This window comes from Streptomyces sp. NPDC029169 (assembly GCF_055563935.1).
The window spans coordinates 57,192-78,035 of the sequence record NZ_JBVHXA010000019.1 but is presented as its reverse complement, the minus strand read 5'-3'; the positions used below and the strand labels follow the sequence as shown (position 1 = coordinate 78,035).

General features: G+C 68.6%; 24 protein-coding genes and 1 pseudogene. 21 read left to right on the top strand and 4 right to left on the bottom strand.

The window, feature by feature from the left end:
- Positions 1–278 precede the first annotated feature (278 nt).
- The 12 genes from ACZ4VI_RS29400 (at position 279) to ACZ4VI_RS29345 (ending at position 11,047) form a co-directional block, all read left to right on the top strand.
- Positions 279–758 (top strand): ATP-binding protein, encoded by a 480-nt coding sequence (locus tag ACZ4VI_RS29400; RefSeq protein WP_468004077.1) that lies wholly within the window; start codon positions 279–281, stop codon positions 756–758.
- A gap of 197 nt (positions 759–955) precedes the next feature.
- Positions 956–1,390 carry an NUDIX hydrolase gene (locus ACZ4VI_RS29395; RefSeq protein ID WP_468004075.1) on the top strand — a complete coding sequence of 145 codons (435 nt, stop codon included), beginning with the start codon at positions 956–958 and terminating at the stop codon, positions 1,388–1,390.
- Between the two features lie 38 nt (positions 1,391–1,428).
- Positions 1,429–3,315 carry a radical SAM protein gene (locus ACZ4VI_RS29390; RefSeq protein WP_468004073.1) on the top strand — a complete coding sequence of 629 codons (1,887 nt, stop codon included), beginning with the start codon at positions 1,429–1,431 and terminating at the stop codon, positions 3,313–3,315.
- Positions 3,312–3,938 (top strand): hypothetical protein, encoded by a 627-nt coding sequence (locus ACZ4VI_RS29385; protein WP_468004071.1) that lies wholly within the window; start codon positions 3,312–3,314, stop codon positions 3,936–3,938. Before ACZ4VI_RS29390 ends, ACZ4VI_RS29385 begins: the two co-directional genes overlap by 4 nt.
- Complete coding sequence (locus ACZ4VI_RS29380) at positions 3,935–4,669, top strand: hypothetical protein (protein ID WP_468004069.1); 735 nt, start codon at positions 3,935–3,937, stop codon at positions 4,667–4,669. Before ACZ4VI_RS29385 ends, ACZ4VI_RS29380 begins: the two co-directional genes overlap by 4 nt.
- 4 nt (positions 4,670–4,673) lie before the next feature.
- A complete protein-coding gene (locus ACZ4VI_RS29375; protein ID WP_468004067.1) occupies positions 4,674–5,318 on the top strand; it encodes a hypothetical protein in 645 nt (214 codons plus the stop codon).
- A gap of 11 nt (positions 5,319–5,329) precedes the next feature.
- On the top strand, positions 5,330–6,181 hold the full coding sequence (locus tag ACZ4VI_RS29370; RefSeq protein ID WP_468004065.1) for a protein kinase domain-containing protein: 852 nt from the start codon (positions 5,330–5,332) through the stop codon (positions 6,179–6,181).
- A gap of 108 nt (positions 6,182–6,289) precedes the next feature.
- Entirely contained in the window at positions 6,290–6,433 is a 144-nt protein-coding gene (locus tag ACZ4VI_RS29365; protein ID WP_363137612.1) for a hypothetical protein, read from the top strand.
- A 109-nt stretch (positions 6,434–6,542) separates the two neighbouring features.
- Entirely contained in the window at positions 6,543–7,430 is an 888-nt protein-coding gene (locus ACZ4VI_RS29360) for an aKG-HExxH-type peptide beta-hydroxylase (RefSeq protein ID WP_468004063.1), read from the top strand.
- Entirely contained in the window at positions 7,427–8,719 is a 1,293-nt protein-coding gene (locus ACZ4VI_RS29355) for a serine hydrolase domain-containing protein (protein WP_468004061.1), read from the top strand. Before ACZ4VI_RS29360 ends, ACZ4VI_RS29355 begins: the two co-directional genes overlap by 4 nt.
- Before the next feature lie 601 nt (positions 8,720–9,320).
- A complete protein-coding gene (locus ACZ4VI_RS29350; protein ID WP_468004059.1) occupies positions 9,321–10,265 on the top strand; it encodes a pentapeptide repeat-containing protein in 945 nt (314 codons plus the stop codon).
- Between the two features lie 101 nt (positions 10,266–10,366).
- The gene (locus ACZ4VI_RS29345; RefSeq protein ID WP_468004057.1) at positions 10,367–11,047 is read left to right on the top strand and encodes an HAD family hydrolase; all 681 of its coding nucleotides are present in this window, start codon (positions 10,367–10,369) and stop codon (positions 11,045–11,047) included.
- Here ACZ4VI_RS29345 and ACZ4VI_RS29340 read toward each other — a convergent pair.
- The 4 genes from ACZ4VI_RS29340 to ACZ4VI_RS29325 form a co-directional block, all read right to left on the bottom strand.
- Complete coding sequence (locus ACZ4VI_RS29340) at positions 11,026–11,868, bottom strand: NAD(P)-dependent oxidoreductase (protein ID WP_468004056.1); 843 nt, start codon at positions 11,866–11,868, stop codon at positions 11,026–11,028. The two genes, ACZ4VI_RS29345 and ACZ4VI_RS29340, sit on opposite strands and share 22 nt — an antisense overlap.
- Positions 11,865–12,398 carry a guanylate kinase gene (locus tag ACZ4VI_RS29335; protein WP_468004054.1) on the bottom strand — a complete coding sequence of 178 codons (534 nt, stop codon included), beginning with the start codon at positions 12,396–12,398 and terminating at the stop codon, positions 11,865–11,867. Before ACZ4VI_RS29335 ends, ACZ4VI_RS29340 begins: the two co-directional genes overlap by 4 nt.
- Positions 12,399–12,448: 50 nt before the next feature.
- Positions 12,449–13,465: a P-loop nucleotide/nucleoside kinase family protein gene (locus ACZ4VI_RS29330; RefSeq protein ID WP_468004052.1), complete on the bottom strand. Its 1,017-nt coding sequence runs from the start codon at positions 13,463–13,465 to the stop codon at positions 12,449–12,451.
- A gap of 232 nt (positions 13,466–13,697) precedes the next feature.
- Positions 13,698–14,048: a winged helix-turn-helix domain-containing protein gene (locus ACZ4VI_RS29325; RefSeq protein ID WP_468004193.1), complete on the bottom strand. Its 351-nt coding sequence runs from the start codon at positions 14,046–14,048 to the stop codon at positions 13,698–13,700.
- Between the two features lie 702 nt (positions 14,049–14,750).
- Here ACZ4VI_RS29325 and ACZ4VI_RS29320 point away from each other — a divergent pair.
- The 9 genes and pseudogenes from ACZ4VI_RS29320 (at position 14,751) to ACZ4VI_RS29280 (ending at position 20,801) form a co-directional block, all read left to right on the top strand.
- The gene (locus tag ACZ4VI_RS29320; protein WP_468004050.1) at positions 14,751–15,044 is read left to right on the top strand and encodes a hypothetical protein; all 294 of its coding nucleotides are present in this window, start codon (positions 14,751–14,753) and stop codon (positions 15,042–15,044) included.
- Positions 15,041–15,370 (top strand): DUF6303 family protein, encoded by a 330-nt coding sequence (locus ACZ4VI_RS29315; RefSeq protein WP_468004048.1) that lies wholly within the window; start codon positions 15,041–15,043, stop codon positions 15,368–15,370. The genes ACZ4VI_RS29320 and ACZ4VI_RS29315 overlap by 4 nt, the downstream gene beginning before the upstream one ends.
- The gene (locus ACZ4VI_RS29310) at positions 15,367–16,380 is read left to right on the top strand and encodes a DUF2637 domain-containing protein (protein ID WP_468004046.1); all 1,014 of its coding nucleotides are present in this window, start codon (positions 15,367–15,369) and stop codon (positions 16,378–16,380) included. The genes ACZ4VI_RS29315 and ACZ4VI_RS29310 overlap by 4 nt, the downstream gene beginning before the upstream one ends.
- Positions 16,377–17,027 (top strand): GGDEF domain-containing protein, encoded by a 651-nt coding sequence (locus ACZ4VI_RS29305; RefSeq protein WP_468004044.1) that lies wholly within the window; start codon positions 16,377–16,379, stop codon positions 17,025–17,027. The genes ACZ4VI_RS29310 and ACZ4VI_RS29305 overlap by 4 nt, the downstream gene beginning before the upstream one ends.
- Positions 17,024–17,491, top strand: a pseudogene (locus ACZ4VI_RS29300) (DNA cytosine methyltransferase); the annotation flags it as partial. The gene ACZ4VI_RS29305 and the pseudogene ACZ4VI_RS29300, both read left to right, overlap by 4 nt.
- 145 nt (positions 17,492–17,636) lie before the next feature.
- Complete coding sequence (locus tag ACZ4VI_RS29295) at positions 17,637–17,930, top strand: hypothetical protein (protein WP_468004205.1); 294 nt, start codon at positions 17,637–17,639, stop codon at positions 17,928–17,930.
- Between the two features lie 23 nt (positions 17,931–17,953).
- Positions 17,954–18,115, top strand: a complete 162-nt coding sequence (locus tag ACZ4VI_RS29290) for a hypothetical protein (RefSeq protein WP_468004203.1) — start codon at positions 17,954–17,956, stop codon at positions 18,113–18,115.
- On the top strand, positions 18,115–18,453 hold the full coding sequence (locus ACZ4VI_RS29285) for a hypothetical protein (protein WP_468004043.1): 339 nt from the start codon (positions 18,115–18,117) through the stop codon (positions 18,451–18,453). Before ACZ4VI_RS29290 ends, ACZ4VI_RS29285 begins: the two co-directional genes overlap by 1 nt.
- 74 nt (positions 18,454–18,527) lie before the next feature.
- Positions 18,528–20,801: a cell division protein FtsK gene (locus tag ACZ4VI_RS29280; protein ID WP_468004041.1), complete on the top strand. Its 2,274-nt coding sequence runs from the start codon at positions 18,528–18,530 to the stop codon at positions 20,799–20,801.
- Positions 20,802–20,844 lie beyond the last annotated feature (43 nt).

The following is a 20,844-nucleotide window of genomic DNA, read 5'->3' as shown; positions in this document are numbered from 1 at the left end:
CTCGCGCCGGCGCCTTCCTCCGGCGACCACGCTAGGCAGCAACCACAGTTCGGTGCAGGGGCATAGCCCAGAAATCCGGGCCGTACGGCGAATAGACACCGGTTCGGCACGAAAGGGCCGCGTTAGACATCGCTCAGGGCCTCGTTCAGGCAGCGCAGACGGAGAACACTTCGGCGTCGGCCCGGCAGTGCGGAGACCGCTCGTAGTCACCATCCAGCCGCGGTCCCGCAAAGCCAGGCAGCTCAGGAGGCCCGCTCATGGCAGTGCACCATCCGCTCGTGTTCCCTGTCCCTTGCACGGAGTCCGCCGTGCGGTCGGCGCGGCATCGTGTCGTGGCCACCGTCCGCGCCTGGGACATACGGCTCCCTGAGGACGTCCTGGACGCGATCGAGCTGGTGACCGGCGAGCTCATCGCCAACGCCGTGCAGCATGCAGCACTCGGTCCGATCTCCGTGGGCCTCCGACAGGACAGTGACGCTCTCGTCGTCGAGGTCGAGGACGCCGCGAAGGCGATGCCTCGCACGAACCCGTTGGATCCGGACGCTGAGTCGGGACGAGGACTTCAGCTTGTCTCCGCACTCGCCGACCGTCACGGCGCCGATCTGACGGAGACCGGTAAGCGCTGCTGGGCCCAGTTCCGCCTGCCCGCCGGGGCCAGCAGCAGGGGAGAGGACCAGAGCAACAACCGATGGGAGCGGCCGGTCTGCGCCGGAACCGCGTTCGCCTTCGGGACGGTCCGTCTCGCGCGTACGGGGTGACCGAAGGGCAACAGTCGGAGCGCTGACGAGCCACCGAATCGGCTGAATCGCTCGACTTTCAGGGGAAGTTAGGGCCCTAGACTCGTGCGCTTCCCCGAGGACACGCCCACGCGCGAATCGGCCTCGGGGGGGCATGCAGCTCCGGCTCCAGCAGGGGCCTGGGCCTCAGCTCAATGCACACCACGTGGAGGTAACCGATGCCCGAGAAGGTCACGAAGGAGAAAGTGCTCGTCTACGTCGTTCGCGACGGGAGACTGCTGGTGTTCCGCCACCCCGACTACTCGTACGAGGAGGTCGGTATCCAGGTGCCGGCGGGCAGCATCCGTCCCGGTGAGACGCCTGAAGCCGCCGCCCTCCGCGAAGCCCGTGAGGAGACGGGCCTGACCGACTTCAAGATCGTGCGCAAGCTCGGCGAGGCCGAGTACGACATCAGCCCGTACCGGTTCGAGATCCAGCACCGGCACGTGTTCCACCTGGAGCTCACCGAGCTGACACCGGAGCGGTGGATGAGCCAGGAGGACCACGACGGCCAGCAGGAGCCCACTCACTTCGAGTGCTTCTGGATCCCGCTGGAGGCCGCGCACATCCTGCAGTCCGGCCAGGGCGCCCTGCTCGGACGCCTGTACGACTAGCGATTCGTCCGTCTCAGCAGCACATGAGGAGGCAGCCGATGAACCACAGCATCGACGAGCGCCATCCAGTAGAGGGGCTTTACCAGAGTCTTGACGTGGACGACACCCGCACCGCGGTGTCCGTCATCGTCAAGACGCGCGGTGAGACGTGCGACATCGACTGCCTCTACTGCTACGAGAAACGCAAGGAGGCTCCCGGAGGGGCCCGCGTCAGCGCCAACCAGATCCGACGCCTGGCCGATCTCTTCCGGGGCCGCCCGCTCGCAGTAGAGCTCCACGGCGGCGAGCCGCTGACGGCAGGCCGTGACCACATTGCCGAGATACTGACCGAGCTGGCTCGCCTGTCCCAGGTCGTGCGTGTCACCGTGCAGACCAATGGGGTGCTGCTGGACGAGGACTGGCTCGACATGTTCGACGAGCTCTGTCCGGACCTGAGGATCGGTGTGTCCCTCGACGGTGACGCCCGAGGCAATGCCTGGCGAGTCGGATACGACGGCAAGCCCGTCTACCCGCGGGTCGCCGCCGCCCTGGAACTCTTGTCCCAGCGAGACCGCCACGTCGGCGTGATCGCTGCCGTCACCTCGGCGGTACTCGGGCGTGCCGAGGAGGTACTGGAACACCTCGCCGGATTCGGCTGCGTCAACGCGGTCAGCTTTGTTCCCTGCTTCGACTCCACGATCCGGCGGTCCACCGCCCTGCCTGGCCGACGCACTCCCGCCAGCCGGCAGCTCCAGCAGGCAGCGGTGAACGGCGCCAAGGGACCGGCGTGGGCGGTTCACCCCGATGAATACGCGGAGTTCGTGCTCGCTGCCACGGCCTACTGGATCAGCGCCGGGCACTTCTCGCGCATCAAGCTCGAGCCGGCCGTGTCCACGATCCGACGCTTACGGGGCCTGACGACCGGGTTCTGCCACTTCTCCGACCTGAAGTGTGACCACGTCTTCACCCTGTACCCCGATGGCCGCCTCGGATCCTGCGATGAGCTGCCATGGCCGCAGGCCCGGCTGGTCCAGCTCGACTCGGTGACCGAACAACGAGAGGTGGTTCTCGCCCAGCGGGACTCCCTCCTGCTGGATCAGGGCAAGGCCCTGATGGCCAAGTGCGCGACCTGCGGCTACCGCGACACCTGTGGCGGCGGCTGCATCGCCACCCGGTGGCGCATGGACGCGGTAGGCGGACATGAGGCGTACTGCGACTACCGGATGCGGATGGTCGACGGTATCGCCGCCCTCCTCGCACAGCCCGCGCGTCGCGAAGGCGCCTGGTGCCAGACCCTGCGATGGCGCCCGCGAAGCCCGAACACCATGCGCGACGTGAATGCCTTCCTCGTCCGCTGGGACAACTCCGAGGTCCACCGAGGCGAAGTGACGCTGCGCACCAGCGAGCACGGCAACATCAACACCGTCGGGATGGCCGGCGTACACGAGGCCGACGATCTCGACCCGGCTCACGCGATGTGGCGGGCAGCCATCGAGCCGGGTGTCTGGCCGCTGGTCGACACGATCACGCGCCACTGGGGCCTCATCACCTACGACAGCTGCCAGGGGCACCAGTACGTGGGCCTGGACCTTCCTCCGACGGGCTTACGCGTCGGGGTCCTCGCCCGCGACCGCGAGGAGTACGCTCGCGCAGCTGCAGCTCTGTGCCGGGCGGCGACAGTCGCCGCAGCGGCTCTTCCCGCGGGCATCGAGGTCAACGTCGGCCGCTCCGAACTGACCTGCGAGACCTCGGGTGTCACCACTCCGGTCCTCGATCTGAGCCTGGTCCCCAGCGTGGGCCGGAGCTGGGAGGCGTACTTCGCCAGCCTGGACCATGCCGCCGCCGTGCTGACCGCAAAACTGCTGGCCGAGCGCCCGGACAAGGGCACCACGTGTGCGTGCCCGCTTCCGGTACGGGCCACGGACGCGCAGGCGATGTCGGCATGAAGCCCGCGGACGAGGTCACCGTCCACCAGTTGCTGGGTCGCATCGCCTACTTCCACACGCTGTTCGTGGAGCCCGCCCTGACGTCGAACGGCCGGGCTGACACCGGCGAACTGTGCTGCAACCACCGGGAGACCGACCAGCCCGGCCATCCCGATGTCGGCACACTGCTGGCCGCCACCGCATGGTCGGTCCTCGACGAGACGGCCTCCGGCGTCGGCGAGCATCTGCGGCTCTGCCCGAAGACCGATGGTCACTGTTGCGCGACGTGCAGAGTCGCCGCATCCGCCGCTGCCATTGCGGAGGCGTGGGCATCCACCGAGCGCCGCGCCTACGGGCTGCCACCGCCCAGCGACCCGCTTCGGCAGGCGTGTCGCGCCGCAGCCGCGGTCCGTCTCGCCAGCGTGTTCGCCCAGCAGTACAGAACTCGCTGCTCGGCCCTCAACAAGCCTGCGGAGCCGGGCCCGCTGCCCGGCAGCGACGAGCTGCCGCTGACCGGAGAACTTCTCGCCCTGTGGGCGAACCCACTGACCGCCACCCGCAGCCCGGTCGTCAGCTGGCTCAACCACTGCACCGACCTGCACGACATCCACCGCGTGCTCCTGCAAAGGGGGACCACCAAGTGATCCACATCGCCGAGACCGTCGGCGTCGGCAGCATCGAGAACTTCCTCAGCACCGCCGAACGGAACCACCTCGCCGAGCTGATGTACGACGTCGTCCACGCGGACGACTCCGCCCGCTTCGGTTCCGAACGCCGCACCTCCATCCACGAGATCCCCGGCCACAGCCCCGAGGACGCCATGGCGGTCTACGAGCCCGCCGGACGCATCGAGATCCCCACAATCCCCGAGGCCGCCGACAAGCTCCTCGGCGCCGCCTTCGAACGTGCCCGCCCCGCCCTGTCCCGGATCATGCCCTCCATCACGGTGTGCCGTCCCTGGACGTACGTCGAGTACGGCGTGGGGCAGCACATCACCAGCCACCTCGACGGCATCGCGCCCGACCCGTTCGGATGGCCCCGCCAGATCGCCGGCATCAGCGTGGTGATCAGCGAGGCCGAGGCAGGCGGCGACTTCTACGTCGAGACGACCTCCAGCGACCTCCTGTGGTGCGAGCAAGCGCCCGACGCCGCCGCTAACGGCTACGCGGACGGGATGTGGCTGGCCCACGACGGAGCCGACAACTCATCCGACTGGTTCCAGGAGATGCCCCGCACCCGTTGGAGCGTCGCGCCCGCGCCTGGCACCGCTCTGCTGTACGGCTCCCAGCTCACCCACGGCACCCTCCCCGTCACGGCGGGCCGGGTCGCCAAGTTCATCAGCTGGCTGATCGCCGAACCGCCCGAGGTGAGGTGAACCCGTGCTCCTGGCACTGGAAGGCATAGCCGGCGCCGGAAAGAGCACCCTGCGAGACCGGCTCCTCGCCGACGCCAGCGCGGAACACCCCCTCAGCCACATCGGCCAGTTCTCCTGGCTCTCTCTGTCCGCCGCGCGCACCCTGGTCCGGCTGCGTGCCGGGCACCCCACGCACCCGGAAAACGCCGTGCAGGCGGCCTGCCTGGACCTGGCCTTGCACTCCTGCTTCAACCTCACCCCCGCCCTCGCCCAGGGCCCGGTCATCGCCGACCGATTCGCGTTGTCCACCGCCTGCCTGCTCGCTCTCCTCCACCGCCGACCTGTCAGCGCGTACGTCGGGCGCCTGGCCGCCGAGGAGCGGGCCCGACCGCAGCTGACGGTCCTCCTGACCACCGAGCCCGACCTCTGCCACACCCGCGTCACGCAACGCGCGACCGGCCGACGCTTCACCGACCACCCCATGGTCGCCGCCCGACTGGCCGACCTCTATCTCGAGGCCGCGACCGCCTGGACCAAGACAACCGGACTGCCGGTCGTCCACCACCCCTGTGCCACCCGCGAAGACCTGACCGTCCTGGCCGCTGCCTGCACGCGCGACCTCTGGGGCGGCAGCGGCCACACACCCCCGACCACGGAATTGAGCCGATGAGACTGCACCCGATGCACCCCGCAGCCTGGGTCCTCGACCAGCTCCGCACGGACGGCTGGCACGTGAAGGGCCTCCTCGCCTTCACCCGCGCCAGCACCTTGGTCAAAGCCAGCCGCCCGGGCCACGAGGACGTCGTCCTGAAGGCCGGCTTCGGCAGCAACCACGTCCTCAACGAGCTGGAGTCCGCCGAGCGCCCCGCAGCGTACGGCTTCTACTGGTACGCCCAGATGACCGATGCCGAGCGAGCCCTCACCCGCGAGGACTTCCGGCACGAGATGGAGGTCACCGCCGCGGCCGGAGCGTCGGACCACGTTGTCCCTCTGCTGGCACGCGGCAGCTCCGAACGGTTCGACTGGTACACCATGCCGCTCTGCGACGGAGGCAACTTCAGGTCCTTCATGGCCTCGTCGAAGGACACCGCCCACGGCCTCCGCATCCTGGCGGACGTCGCGGGCGGCCTGCACTGCCTCCATCAGCGAGGCATCGTCCACCGCGATGTCTATCAGGAGAACATCCTGATCGACCGCGGCCGTGGTCTGATCACCGACCTCGGCGCCGCCCGCCGCCTGGACATCCCCCGCGGACCCGAGCAACGGGGACCGGAGGTCCACTGGCCACCCGAATACCTCACCGGGCACCACCAAGCCACCCCTGCTGCCGACGTCTTCAGCCTCGCTGTTCTGATCTACCGCTACCTCGCCGTCGACATCCCCCGCCTCGGCGGCCGCAAGAACCTGGGCCTGATCCCGAGGCCGCTGCGCGCCCTCGTCGCGGCCGCGCTCTCCGACGTAGCCGAAGAGCGTCCCCGCATGGAAGAGCTACGAGACGCGCTCCGCGCCGAAGCCCACAACCTCCGGACCTGACCTTCGGGAGCACACACATGGCGAGGGCGAGAGCACCGCCCGGCAGCCCTGAAAGCGCCACTGCCAGGGCACAAGCCGAAACCGACTCACCGAAAGGCGGAACCACCCATGAACGACGACCGCATCGCCGACTTCCTCGCCAACGTCGAGGACCTGCGCGGCCAGGACGAGACCGTCCGCACCACCGCCCACACCTCCAGCGTCTCGGCCGAGGGCTGGCCGGCCGCCGAGGCGGACACCACCACCGCGTGACCCTCAACCGCACGGCGCTCTGAGCGCCGCCGGTGAACACACCTGGGGCCGGACCACCAGCAAGACCGGGTCCGGCCCCAGGCCCCACCCATCCGATCAGGAGCCGCTCGTGGACGCCCTTGCCGACCTCTTCGACTTCCCGCCCATCAGCTGTCTGCACCAGGACCGCGCCCGGCGCATCCAGGCGATCATCCACCCAGGCGCCAACCGTTATGAATCGGGCATCAGCACGGCCGCCGAGTACTCCCTCGCCCACCACACCCTCGAAGGCGCCGAAGCCGCTGCCCGCGTCGGTGACACGGCCACATTCGACTGGTACACGGCCCACCCTGACGCGGGTGCCACCGATGTCCCCGTCGTCGTCGCGCCCGACCTCACGGCGCTGCCGCGATCGCCGATCTCCGAGACGCCGTATTACGTGCTCGGTCCTGACAATGAGCCCGCCCCGGCAGACCTGCGTGACCTCGCCGCCCACGCATTCGCCGTGGCGACCGACACCGGTTTCGGCAACCTGCTCGACGCGCACGCCGTCGTTGTTTGCCTGCTGAGGGCCAAGGAGCTCGGCGACACCCTCGACAGCTGGACCATCACGCGGCTGCCCGGCACTGTGTTCGTCGATCACGTCCAGGACCCGGTCGTTCTGGCCCGTGACCTCATCCACGAAGGCGGGCACAACTGGCTCAACGACGCTCTCGCAGCCACTGGCTGCAAGATCGACGATCAGGCGCGCTTCTACTCCCCGTGGAAGCAGACGATGCGACCGGCCTTCGGCTTCCTCCACGCTTGCTGGGCGTTCCCGCTGACGATGCTCTACACCGTGCGGGCGCTGACGAATGCCACCGGAGCCCTGTACCGCTTTCTGGCCGCCTACCTCGACCAGCAGCGAACCCTCCTCGCCAGCACAGCGAACGACCACGCCCGCGCGCTGGAGCTGATCAGGGACGAAGACCTCCGTTGTCGCCTGGCCACGGTCCACGGGAAGGCACTCGCCCTGTGACCGCCGACCGCCGCCGCACCCCGGGCCTGTCCTTGCTCCTCCACGGGCCGGGAGAGGAGCCCGCCACTCTGCACACCGGGCTGTCCAGTCTCGAACACGGAGTCGCCATCGGGCCGGAGACCGCCTTCAACACCGGATCCGTCGCCAAGCAGATCACCGCTCACCTTGTCCTGCTGGCCGCCAAGGACGGCCTCCTGCATCTCACGCAGAAGGCGGCAGATCTGCTGCCCAGGCTGAGGATCAGCGACATTACCGTCGGGGACCTGATCACTCACCGATCGGGCCTTCGAGACGCCGAGTCCCTGCTCTCGCTCGCCGGCTTCCGTGACCTCGACCACTACACCGCCAACGACCTGCGGAACCTCGCCTACCGCCAGGACAGGCGCGCCGTTCCCAACGACCGCTTCATCTATAGCAACACCAACTACCTCCTCCTCGCCGAGATCCTCGAAATAGTCCACGGCATCACGCTGGCCGGTGCCGCCCAGCGCGCCCTCTTCGGCCCACTCGGCATGAACGCCACCAGCTTCAAGACCGATCCGCACGAAGTCATCCCGGGAGGCGCAGCCGCGTACCGCGCTGCTGCCACCGGCTGGGAGCACTCCGCGGCACCCGTCACCCTGCCCGGCCCGGGAAGCCTCTGGACCACGGCCAGCGACCTCAGCCGTTGGCTCGAGTACCTCCACGACCGCTGGCAGCCTGAGCAGCTCCCAGGGCAGAAGGACGTCCACTATCACCCCAGCGACTACCAGCCCTACCTCTACGGGCCCGGCCTGTACGCCGACGCCCGGCCCGGAAGAGCCTCGGTATTCCATTACGGCCATGAGCAGGGATTTTCCGCCGCGACTCATCTGAGCTCGACGGGTCTCAGGGTGGTCTGCCTATCCAACAACGCCGGCATTGCTGCCGATTACGTAGTCGCCGCACTGCTGCGCGAGCTGCGCACACGCCCCGCCCAGGATCTGGCTGACCTCTTGTCTCGTGCAGCTGCCACACAACCGCGATCCCAGAGGGTCACTCCCGCGAGCCCGGCACCGGCTGCGACCGAGCAGCACACCGAGCTCGGCACTTTCACGTGCGACCAAGTCCCGGGGCACCTGCGGATCACCCACATCGGTGACGCCTTGTACCTCTGGCGCCGAGGCACTGCTGACCAGCTCACCAAATCGGGGCCGCGGTCGTACAGCGGAGACGGGTACCGCCTCACCCTCATGGGCGATGCCGAACGACCGGACGCCTTCGTCCTCAGCCTTGACCGGGCACCGGGGCTCGTCTATGCCCGCCGCTAGTGCGACCTGACTGGAGTCCCTCGCTGAAATCTCACGCGCCACTGACTCGCGATCTCTGACACGCAACGACAAAAAGCCGGACCCAGTGGGACTGGGTCCGGCTCTCGATGTCTGGCACTTCCGCAGGTCAGCGGGTTGATCACGCTGGTCCGGCTTCTGTGCCCCCGGCAGGATTCGAACCTGCGCACACGGCTCCGGAGGGCATGATCAGGTGTAGAGAGAAGCCGCCTTTGACCTGCGTAAACGCCATTTCGAGATCAGGTGAGTGGGTGGCTCACACACTCCTCACACGAATGTGTCTGGCAGTCGACCAGGCGCGGCGGGGTCAGATGATCACCTGCCATGCCTGACTCTTGTTGCCGAGGCACGTCCACTGCGCATGGTCCGGGGGTTCAGAGGGCTGGTCCAACTTGGGACAAGTACCGGTTCGCCCAACCTCCGTTGCCCAGATGCGGTGGGATAGCTCGTCATGAGGCTTCGTAAACTTGCCAGGACTCGCATGCGGATCTCGACTCGCTGGATCCAACGCCACCGCGTCGCGGTAGGGCTGGCCATAGGTGCGCCAAGTGTCCTTCTAATCATCCTTGCAGTGCTGGGCCCAGTGTCCTGGCTGGTTGCCGGCGACGCCGTCCGTGGTCTGCATGGCAAGGAACAGGTAGACGCGCTGAACTCAGTGCGTCAGACCGTGCTGACCGCGACGGCAGGCACAGCCGTACTGCTCGGGCTGGGGTACACCGCGCGCACATATCAGTTGTCGCGTCGAGGGCAAGCCACTCAGCGGTTCAGCACTGCTATCGGGCAGCTAGCCTCTGCCAAGCTCGAAGAGCGGTTGGGAGGCATATACGCGCTAGAGCACGTCATGCTGGAGTCTCCGCAGGAACATACTGCGGTGGTTGGCGTGCTGGCCGCGTTCGTGCGCGAGAACGCCCGACGGGACACCCCGCCAGGTGCTGGCCCTCTCAACTTCACGGGGGACGAATGGGAAGACTCCCTGCCGCAGTGGGGCACCGAGCCACCGGCAGATATCAGGGCCGCGGTGGACGCGCTGGCCCGTCGGCCTGAACGCAATGAACCACGCCGCGTCGACCTTAGGTCTACCAACCTTGTCGGACTGTGGATACGCAGCTTTGAATTCGATGCTCCGCCCCGTCTCACTCGCATGTTCTTGACCTGGGCGGATCTACGCCGGGCAGCTCTGCACGGTGCTGACCTGCGTGGCACGATTCTCAACGGTGCGGAACTTAGCCGGGCAAACCTCGACAGCACGCGGCTCGACGGGACCCAGCTCGCCCATGCCAACCTGCGTGGCGCCAGACTTGTCGGCGCGGCACTGCTAGGTACCGATCTCATAGGTTCAGATCTCCGGGATACCGTCGGCCTGAGCGCCGAGCAGCTGTCCGGCGCCGTGATCGACGAGACAACGAGGTTGCCCTCGGCACTCGAAGATGATCCGTGGGTGCTGACCCGCATCGCAGACTGCCGCGCGTGGCGGGACGAGCACCAAGCACCCGCGCCACCTGCGCCGCCGACTGCCCAACCAGTGTGATCAGGATCGCCATGCGGCTGGTGTCTGATGACTGGCGTCGCTTCTGGCATCAGTATCGAGACTGCGGAGCCGTCTGGCGGGCCACACGTATTGTGCTTCGTGTGCAGCTGCTTGCTCTCTTCGACCTCGACAACACCCTGATCGACCGGCACGCCGCGCTGAAGGCGTGGATCGGGGACTTCTGCGAGTCTCGGGGGCTGGCTCATGACGCTGAGTTCCTACTTGGGGACACGCTCCGGGCGAGGGCCTATCCAGCAGAGTTCGAGCGGCTCCGGGGCTCCCTAGGCCTGACTGACTCGGTCGAATCGCTATGGAACGAATACGTCGCGGGCATGTCCGGCCGCGCGCGCCGTCTACCCGGGACGCGCAGTGGCCTCGGAGGGATGCGGGCGGCCGGGTGGACGCTCGGAGTTGTCACCAACGGCGCCGTGGACATCCAGCTAGCCAAGCTGGAGAGCGCGGGGCTGGCGGACCTCTTCGACGGAGTGTGCGCCTCGGGAGAGGCCGGCGTGCGGAAGCCCGCACTGGCCGTCTTCCACGCCGCCGCCGAGCGCTGTGGCACCACCCTCGCCAAGGGCGGGTGGATGGTGGGCGACAACCCAGAGACGGACATCGAAGGCGGTCGCGCGGCGGGGCTGCGGACGGCGTGGATCTCCGCCGGACGGCAGTGGCCCGAGGGTGCCCGCAGCCCCGACGCGATGGCCGTAGACGCCGTGGGAGCCATCCAGCACCTCATGGAGTGGGGACGCTCCCCCTCGCTTCAGCCTTCGCGGGCAGAGTGAAACGCGTCCAGCGCTTCCATGAGCCCCAGAGGCTGGTCCTTGAGGGCCGCCCACCGCTCCAGTACGTCAGCCGAGGCTTCCATGAGCGCGGCCGGAAGGTGCGCATCGTCAAGGGCGCTCGCTGCCTCACGCATTTCCGGGGCCCATCGCCACGCGCGAGCGGCCGTCTTCGGGAAGTAGGCCGTCTCCGTCAGATAGCTGGTCGTTCGTCCCTCGGCGATGTCGAGGAGCTCCTCCTCCACCCCGTGGTCGCTGGCGAGCGCGTACGCGACGGCAGCGAGAACCCGGCTTGCTTTCTGGTAGCTGCTGTAGGCCAGCTTCAGAGCTGACGCCTTCCCGAGGCCGCCAGCGAGAAGCAACGGGCGAACAGCCGAGCTATCGAAGAGCCGAGCCACGGCGGCTGACTCTGCTGCCGGGCCCGACAGATACAGCCGCGGCCGTTTCGATTCGGACGGGGGTGACCCGATCACTGAGCCATCAATCACTGCAGCTGCGTGCGGCGCCATGATCGTGCTGATCTGCGCCACGTGGGCAGGCGAAATGGCGTTGGCGTCAACGTAGATGCCAGAGAATGACTCAGCGGCGACGGATGCCGCGACTTCCAGCGCGTTGGCCGGCGGACAGAGGCTGATGATGAAGTCGCACCGACCGCACAGATCCGCGAGGTCCGGCGCTGCGGTCAGCCCATATCGAATGGCCCTTTCCCTGCTCGCGTCACTGCGTCCCTCTGAGCACCAGAGGACTTCCGCACCCGAGTGCCGCGCCTGTGCGCCGACAGCGGCGCCCATGCTGCCGGGGTGCAGAATTCCGAGCGTCGTCATCCGACCAGTCCTCGGATATCGCGAGTCTCCGCCGAAACTGCGGCCGTCACGGCGTCGTTGATGATGGCCGCGGTTTCGGCGGGGGAGTGGAGCTGCGTCTCGATGACGATGGACCACGGCTCTGCTGCGTGGTCCAAGAGGTCCTGCCGTGTCTCGTGCCAGACCTTGAGCCGAGCGTCCACGTCCTTGTCGCCGCGGTTAGTGCAGCGGTCGCGGGTCACATCCTCGGGACACCACAGCAGCACCTTGACCCAATGGATAGGAAAGGCTCCAACGGCACTCGCGCCGACAACCTGACCCATGTGCAGGACCGGGATGCGCCCCGCGTCGACGAGTGCGGACACCTCGCTGCGGTCGATCGCGTACTCAGCTCCGTACCGGGAGTTCCGGTACAGCAGTCCTCCGGCGTGTGCCAGTTCCTCGATGTGCTCGGCAGTCGTGAGGCGGTAGCCAGTGCTCCGACCCGGTCCGGCCTTGAGCCGCTGGAAGAGGGCGAAGGCGGGCCGCAGGCGAGACAGCTCGGCTGTCACCGTGTCCTTACCGGAGCCCGGCGGGCCGTACAGGATGACTCCGGACGGTGTCACAGCCCTCCTCCGCTCAGTACATCCTTGGCTTCGTCTACGAGGGCGACAGCGGCACCAAGTCGGTTGTCCACCACGAAATGCGGACCCTGCGGGCGCATCTTCAGATCAAGCCCCGAGACGTACTCGTCCCATGACTCCATCTTCCAGGCGTCACGGGCCGCTCCCCGGAACTCGATGTACTCGCGCATCGACTCCGGGTCGCACTCGACCCATATCGTCGCTACTGAGACTCGCTTTGAGCGGCAACGATTCTGGAAACGCTGCATCCATTCAGCCTGTGAGAATTCGGAGATGAATGGGGCGTCGAGAATGGTGGAGATGCCGCAATCGACGTTGTCCCATGCAGCCTCCATGAGGCAGCGATATTCCAGCGGCCGGACTTTCTCGCGGTACAGCGCTGAGCTTCGGTCGTGAGCTTCGCCGCCGAGGGCGACCAAGAGCTGATCCACCAGCGGGCGCGTGAGCGAGTCTTTGTCCAGGATGGGCCAGCCAGTGAGCCCACCCAGGAACTTGGCGAACTCGGATTTGCCGGATCCGGCGAATCCGCCCACGAGCACGACGGACGGTCCGTCGAGGCTTCCGCCTGTCGTGCGACGGCCCCACGCGTCCATTACGCGGTTGAGCAGAGCCTCGCTGTCCACGTCTTGCGTGCCTTCGCGGATGCTGCTGAGTGCCTGGCGTACTGCCTGGGGCTGGTCCGGGAGCTTTCGCTCGACCTGCGCGGGTACCGGGGCGGACTCCACAGGAGTTTCCTCTCCGGGCAGTGCTCGGCGGAAGCCCAATTGGGCTTCATTTCGACGATAGAGGCGGCAGTACGCGCGGCGGTAGTGAGGGCCGGGGTACACCGAACCTTTCTCGTGGCCCCAGATGGTTTGGAAGTTGGCTGCAATGTTGAAGCCGTGGCGCTCCGCGATTTCGCGGAGCTTTTCCCCTGTGTCTTCCAGTGTCAGCCCGATCTCTTCCCTGTGCTTGCGCAACAGATCGGGATTCCAATCCGGGTGCTTCCGAGCCATCTGCCCCTCCTAGATGGGTAGTCGGAGCCGCGAGTGTAGCGGTCCGAGTAGTCCCATGGAAATCAGTGATAGCGCATGTATAAGCGGATGTGTAAAACGGCTGAGACTTAGTCAGGTAACGGAACGTGATACAGGTTTATCGGCCGCAGTAGTGAACTGGAGCACATCCGAACGGGAGGTGTTCATGTGTCACTACGCGGCCACAGCGGGCGGGGTTGGGCCTGGTCTGGGCTCAGTTGCCTTCGAGGGCAGCAACGCGCTCCCGCAGGTCTCCGACCTCGGTCCGGAGTTTGGCCACCTCGTCTCGCAGCTCGGCGATCGCCCCGATCGGGTCCGCCGACTTTGCGGCGGTGCCGGCGTCTGCGGTCAGGAAGGCTCCCTTGCCCTGGTGGCTCACAGCGAGCCCATCGGTCTTGAGCTGCCTGATCGCGTCGCGGGCCACCGTGACGGTGATCCCGTAGGCAGCCTGGAGTTCTGCGAGCGAGGGCAACTTCCCCGAATCGGCGAACTCGTCGGCCGCGATCCTCCGGCGGAGGTCTGCCGCCACCTGCTGATAGGCGGGCTTACCGGTCCACTCGACCATCTTCACCTCGGTGTCTTCCTGTCTTCCGCCGTTTCCTGGCCTCTGCCTCATAGTGCCCAAGCGGCAGAGGGAGAACCAGCTCCCGCGACGACTTGTTCCGCACAGGCTTGACGCACTCTGCCTCACAGTGCACTCTGAGGCAGAGCCGCAAGGCGGTCCCTCGCTTGGAGGGACACCAGCCTCGCGACCTCTGTTTGACCTGCGTAAACGCCCGATGGGTCTCCATCGGGTGGTCTGAGTTCAGGGCGGGGACGCTGCAATCCCGCTAAAGGCCAGAGGACAGGGCTTCGGCCCGACTGGCGAGGTGGCCCGGTGACCGCGAGCAACGGCCGGAGGGTGGGGACACAGGTCCCCCTTGCAGTGCACATCTAACTGGATCGACAGGGAGGAAGCCCCTGATGCATCGACGAAGACCCCGGGCGCCGTACGTGCTGGACCTGCACGCCGGCCATGCTCACCGCGTCTCCCTGATCCGCCGCCACGGCGCACCGGGATAGCCGGTGATTCGCGGAGTCAGGTCACCTGCGCAGCGGTTTGCTGCGACCGGTTGCCTCCTCCGCCCGTCCGGCCCCCGCACGGGGCTCGTACGGGCGGGGTTGAGGGGAGCCGGAACTACAAGGCCCCACCCGCCGGAGCGGCTGCCTCTCACCACGGACCGAGGCCGCTCCGGTGTCCCTTCGACACCACCAGGAGTGATCAGTCATGCGTACATACATCGGCGGTCATCAGGCCGTCAGCAGCAACGACTTCGTGGAACTGGCCCTCGGTACCCCGGTGGAGTTGTGGCTCGGGGTGGAGGGCGAGAGCGAGATGGAGCGCGTGGCCCGGCTGGACGCGGCGCGCGACATCCTCGCGGACAACCCGAACCTGCCGGATGACGTGAGCCGGGTCGCCGCCGAGGCGATCGAGGCGTACGCGCCGGAGCTGTTCAACGTCATCCCGCTGGTCCGTCCGAGGGTCCGCCGGACGCGGTCCCGGAAGGGAGCGGCGGCATGAGCGGGAAGATTCTGCGTGCGCAGATGAGTGTGCGCTGCTGCGGGACAACCGCCCCTGAGCCGACCGCGGGTCCGTGCTGGCAGCTCTTCGTCGTCATCACGGGCTCGGTGAGTGAGTGGCCCGTCTTCACCTGGCCGACCTCGCTGGAGGTTCCGACGGTGGAGGAGCGGTCCGCGGCGCTGGCCTCGCTGGGGTTCGCGCTCGCTGACGGCACCGAGTGGGAGTGGACGGAGGACCTCAGCCCGGAGTACCACCCGCACCCGGTGCGGGTGAAGCTGACGGCTGGAGCCACCCAGATCGTGCGGCTGGACGGTGGCGCGCGATGACGGCCACGACCATGCCGGAGCGGTCGGCGGTTCCGCCGCTGACGCGCCCGGAGATGGGTCTCGCCGGGATCGGCGCGCTCGCCGCGGCCGGTGTCGGAGCGCTGGGGCTGATCTCCTCCTTCGACGCCGTGTCCGCTGCCGCGCTGCGGTGGGGGTTCGGTGAGCCGTGGATGCTGCCGGTCGGTATCGACGTGGCGATCCCGGTGTTCACCGTGGCCAACCTGCTGCTGATCCGGATGGACATGGCCCTCGCGTGGGTCAGGTTCGTGCCCTGGATTCTCACCCTGGTGACCTGCGGGCTGAACGTGGCCGCCGGCCATGGGGTGTGGGCGAAGGTCGCGCACGGCACGATGCCGCTGCTGTGGGTGGTGTTTTCCGAGATCGGCGCGCACATCTATGCCGTACGGATCGGGGCCGCGACCGGCCGTCGGATGGACAAGATCCGCGCCTCGCGCTGGCTGCTGGCCTTCCCTTCCACGTTCTCTCTGTGGCGCCGGATGACGCTGTGGGAGATCACCTCCTACGCCGACGCTCTCGCCCGGGAGAAGGAGCGGCAGCTCGCCCGCGCCGACCTGCGAGAGCAGTACGGGCGACGGTGGCGGTCGAAGACACCACGACGCGAGCGCGTTCTGCTCCGCCTCGGAGACCTGGCCCCCGAGGGAGCCGAGCCTGAGCCCGAGCCGGAGCCGAAGGCCCCGGAGGAGCCTGTACCGCCGCAGGAGCCGAAGGAGCGGGCGCCGCGCAAGCGTCCGGCTCGCTCGAAGGCGAAGGCGAAGGCTCCGCGTACGGGAGCGGAGCTGCTGGCGGAGGCCCGCGAGGCCACGGCCGAGTGGGCGGATGACGCGATCAACGCCGAGGCGATCCGGACCGCGCTGCACTGCTCGGCGGCGAACTCCCGGGCCCTGCGGGATGCGTTGCTCGCCGAGCGGGCCGACGGCCGGCCGCTCCACTCCGTCGACACCACCGACACGGACGAGACCGCGGAGACGGCCGAGGAGGTCGCGGCATGAGCACCCTCTTAACCGCTCTGGCTGCGGCCGGGCCGCTGGCTGCCGGTTGGTCCGGCCACGTGCTGTGGCTGCGCCGTCGGCTCCACACCGCCCGCCGCGACCCGCTCACCGGGCTGCGGACCCGCGAGGGCTTCACCCGCCGCGCCACCGCGCTCCTGCGCGACGAGCGGGCCGTCGTGATCCTCGCGGACGTCGACCACTTCAAGCAGATCAACGACCGCTACGGCCACGCGGCGGGAGACGTGCTGCTGAAGGCCACCGCCGAGCGGCTCGCCCACTACGTCGGCTCCCACGGTGTCGCCGGGCGGCTGGGGGGCGATGAGTTCGCTGCCGTCGTCATCGACACCCACGGCACGATCGCCGACCTCCTCGCCGTCCTGCACGGTGTGCTGGCCCGACCGGCGGACAGCGCCAACCCGCACGTGGCGACCACGGTGTCGCTCGGCTGGGTCCGCGCCGCCGACCACCCGGGCGAAGACCTCTCCGCGCTGCTCGGCCGGGCGGATGAGGCGATGTACGCGGCCAAGCAGGTACGCGCCGGGGTCCGGCGGGCGGGGCTGGGGCGGCTGTTCGCGACGGTGGCCGGCCGCCGCTCCGGACGCCGAGGCGCCCGCACCGACGCTCCGGCGATCGGGGTGGCTGCATGAGCGGGCTGCGGATCGGTTCGCTCTGCACCGGTTACGGCGGTCTGGACATGGCTGTCCGGGCCGTCTTCGGCGGGACGCTCGCGTGGGTCGCGGACAACGACCCCGGAGCCTCCCGGACCCTGGCCCACCACCACCCCGACGTGCCGAACATCGGGGACCTGACCACGGTCGACTGGCACGCCCTGGAGGGCGTGGACATCGTGTGCGGCGGCTATCCGTGCCAGCCGTTCAGCTCTGCGGGCAAGCGGAAGGGAACCGAGGATGCCCGGCATATCTGGCCCCATATCGCCCGTGCCCTTGGCGTTCTTCGACCCCGCTACGCGGTCTTTGAGAACGTCGCAGGGCACCTTTCTCTCGGATTCGACGCCGTCCTCGCCGACCTTGCCGCCCTCGGGTTCGATGCGGAGTGGTGCACTCTTCGCGCGTCGGACGTCGGCGCCGCACATCAGCGGAACAGGCTCTTCCTCCTCGCCCGGCCTGCCGACGCCAGCCGCGAGGGAGTGGCGGGGCGGCGGGCAAGCGGGGCAGCTTCCCACGGCCGTCACCTCGCTGCTGCCGACGCCTTCGACGTCGGAGAGCACGGGTGCGGGGCACGCGGCGCAGGGCGGGATGAACCTGCGGCACGTCGTCTCCCTGCTGCCGACCCCGAGGGCGTCGGCGAACGAGAACCGGCAGACCAAGCGGACCCCGTCGCAGGAGGCGGGGACGCACGGCCGCTGCCTGGCGGCCGAGGTCTGCGAGCTGCTGCCCACCCCGGCAGCAGCGGACGGCGAGCGTCAGAGCGCGACCTACGGGCGGGGCAACCCGACATTGCGTGGGGCTCTTACGAGCCCGCGATCACACGGTGGACGGAAGTCATCGGACGCCCCGCCCCCGGGCCAGTTGACGCTCTGGGACGGCTGAACCCGCCCCTAGTCGAGTGGCTCATGGGCCTGCCCGAGGGCCATGTCACCCACGTTCCGGGGCTGTCCCGTACGGCGCAGCTCAAGGCGCTCGGCAACGGTGTCGTTCCGCAACAGGCCACGGTAGCGCTCCGCGCGCTGCTGGCCCGTCTGGAGAACGCGGGACAGGGCGGGAGGGCGGCGTGATGGGGTCCGAGCCGATCGCCGCTGCTCGTCTGTTCCGCGCGGTGATGGTGGCCGCCGGCCACCGCTGCCAGTGCGAGGGAGAGTGCGGCCAGCCGCACACCAGGGGCGAGGGTCGCTGCGCTCGGGTGCACGACACCTACGCGAGCAAGCACAGCGGGCCGGTCCGCCTCATGGCCGCCGCTGCCGACCCGCTCACCCCCGACCGCGAGGCCGCGGCACTTCCCGCGAGCGAGCTTCGGGCCTGGTGCCCGAACTGCTTCACCGCCGCCCGCCGGGCCGCTCAACGGCAGACCACCCAGAGCCCGACCACGGATCAGTGCGGCCTGTTCGACCTGTGAGAAACGGGGTCCGGTCACGACCGACCAAAGCAGCGGCCGGACCCCGCCATCCCTCTTGAGAGAAGGAAGCCTCAGTGAAGCACCCCGACGAAGAGAACGAGTTCTTCAACCGACTCGAAGCTGACATGGCCACCGACTGGACTGCCGACTCGGGCGCCGATGTGGTCGACCTCGACAAGGCCCGGTCCGCCCGTACCGAGTCGGCCGACCCCGCGACCCGACCGGCCGCCGACGCGTCGGGCGACTCCCGCACCGACGAGTCGGGCAACGCCACTGCCGAGGGGGCGGCCGACTCGGACGATGACGAGTCGGCTGCCGTGTTGGTCGACGGCCCGGCGCCGACTGGACCGGGTCTGATGGACAGGGTCCGGGGCGGCAGGCGCCGTGACGTGATCCCCGGGTGGGCCCGCTCGAAGCCGGAGTTCCTGGACGCGCTTGGGTGGCTGGGCGGTTACGCGTGGCACACCACCGCGTTCCACACGGTCCGGCTGCCCTGGTACGGGCTGCGGCTCGCGTTCCAGGCACCGGCGGGTGCGGCGAAGTTCGTCGGCGGCGCGATGCGCTGGGTCGCGGACGCCGAGGGTGAGCCGCTGCGTCAGGTCGCCGCCCGGCGCGAGGACGTCGAGCAGTACCTGAAGTTGTCCCGGCAGCGGGACAACCGGGTCAAGCTCCGGGGCATCCTCGCCGTCCTCTCCCTGATCCTCGGGCCGGTCCTGGCGCTGCTGCTGTTCGTGCTCGCCCCGACCTGGCTGACGGTCATCGCGGTTGCGGTGCTGACGGCGGGGCTGGGGTTCCTCGGGGCGCCGGCCGACAAGCCCGTCATCTCTCGCGCGGTCGTGGCGACCGAGGTGGAGCGGTTGACGTCCGGGATCGTGGAGCGTGCCCTCGGCGCGCTGGGTATCGCGGAGATCAACAAGGCCCTGGCGAAGGGTGGGGAGGGCATCAAGTTCCCCGCCCCGATCACCCGCGACGGACCGGGTTGGCGTGCGGACGTCGACCTCCCGTACGGCGTGACGGTGCCGGACATCCTGGACCGGCGCGAGAAGCTCGCCTCGGGCCTGCGGCGCCCGCTGGGGTGTGTGTGGCCGGAGCCGGTCGCGGATGAGCACGCTGGCCGGATGATGCTGTGGGTGGGTGACAAGGCTCTGAACAAGACGCCGAAGGCGCCTTGGCCGCTGGCCAAGGGTGGGGAGGTGTCGCTGTTCAAGCCGTTGCCGTTCGGCACCGACCAGCGCGGGCGGAACGTCGACATCACGGTGATGTATGACAACGTCCTGATCGGTGCCATGCCGGGCATGGGCAAGACGTTCTCCCTGCGTACGCCCCTGCTCGCGGCCGCGCTGGATCCGCTGGCGGAGCTGCTGATCTGGGAGCTGAAGGGCACCGGCGACCTGGACCCGCTGAAGAAGGTCGCCGCCGACTACGGCTCCGGCCCGGACGACGAGACCTGTGCCGCCGCGCTGGACTCGATCCGCTACGTCCACAAGGACCTGGAGCGGCGGGCGAAGGTGATCGCCTCGCTGCCGAAGGACAAGTGCCCGGAGAACAAGGTGATCCCGTCGCTCGCGGGCAACCGGTCGCTGGGGCTGCACCCGCTGGTTCTCGCGGTCGATGAGTGCCAGGAGCTGTTCTCCCACGAGAAGTACGGCAAGGAAGCCGGGGCCCTGTGCACGGCCATCATCAAGCGCGGCCGTGCCCTCGGGGTGATCCTGCTGCTCGCCACCCAGCGCCCGGACAAGGACTCCCTGCCGCCCGCGATCAGCGCGAACGTGGGGACGCGGTTCTGCCTGCGGGTCATGGGCCAGATCGAGAACGACATGATCCTGGGCACCTCCACGTACAAGAACGGCATCCGGGCGACGTCGTTCACCAAGTCGGACAAGGGCATCGGCTACCTGGTCGGTGCCTCCGATGACCCGCAGATCGTCCGCGGCTACTACATGGACAACCCTGCAGCGGACGCCATCTGCGACCGGGCCCGCAAGGCCCGTATCGACGCGGGCACCCTCACGGGACTCGCGGCCGGCATCGCGCCGGAGCGGCGGGCGGCGGCGGACACGCTGCTGGAGGACGTCCTCGCCGTCACCCCGCCGGATGAGGCCAAGCCGTGGAACGACGTCACCGTCGACCGGCTCGCCGAACTCCGCCCGGAGCTGTACGGGCCGTGGGCGGAGTTGGAGCCTGCCGAGAAGGCCCGGCAGCTCACCACCGCGCTCAAGCCGTACGGCGTCACCACCGGCCAGGTGGCCCGCCGCATCAACGGCAAGACCGTCAACCGGACCGGGTTCGAGCGCTCCCGCATCCCCACCGCGATTGCGGAGCGTGACCGGAAGCGGGACGCAAGCTGACCGCCAGGGACCTCTAGCGCTAGGGGGCAAACCCTCTAGCGCT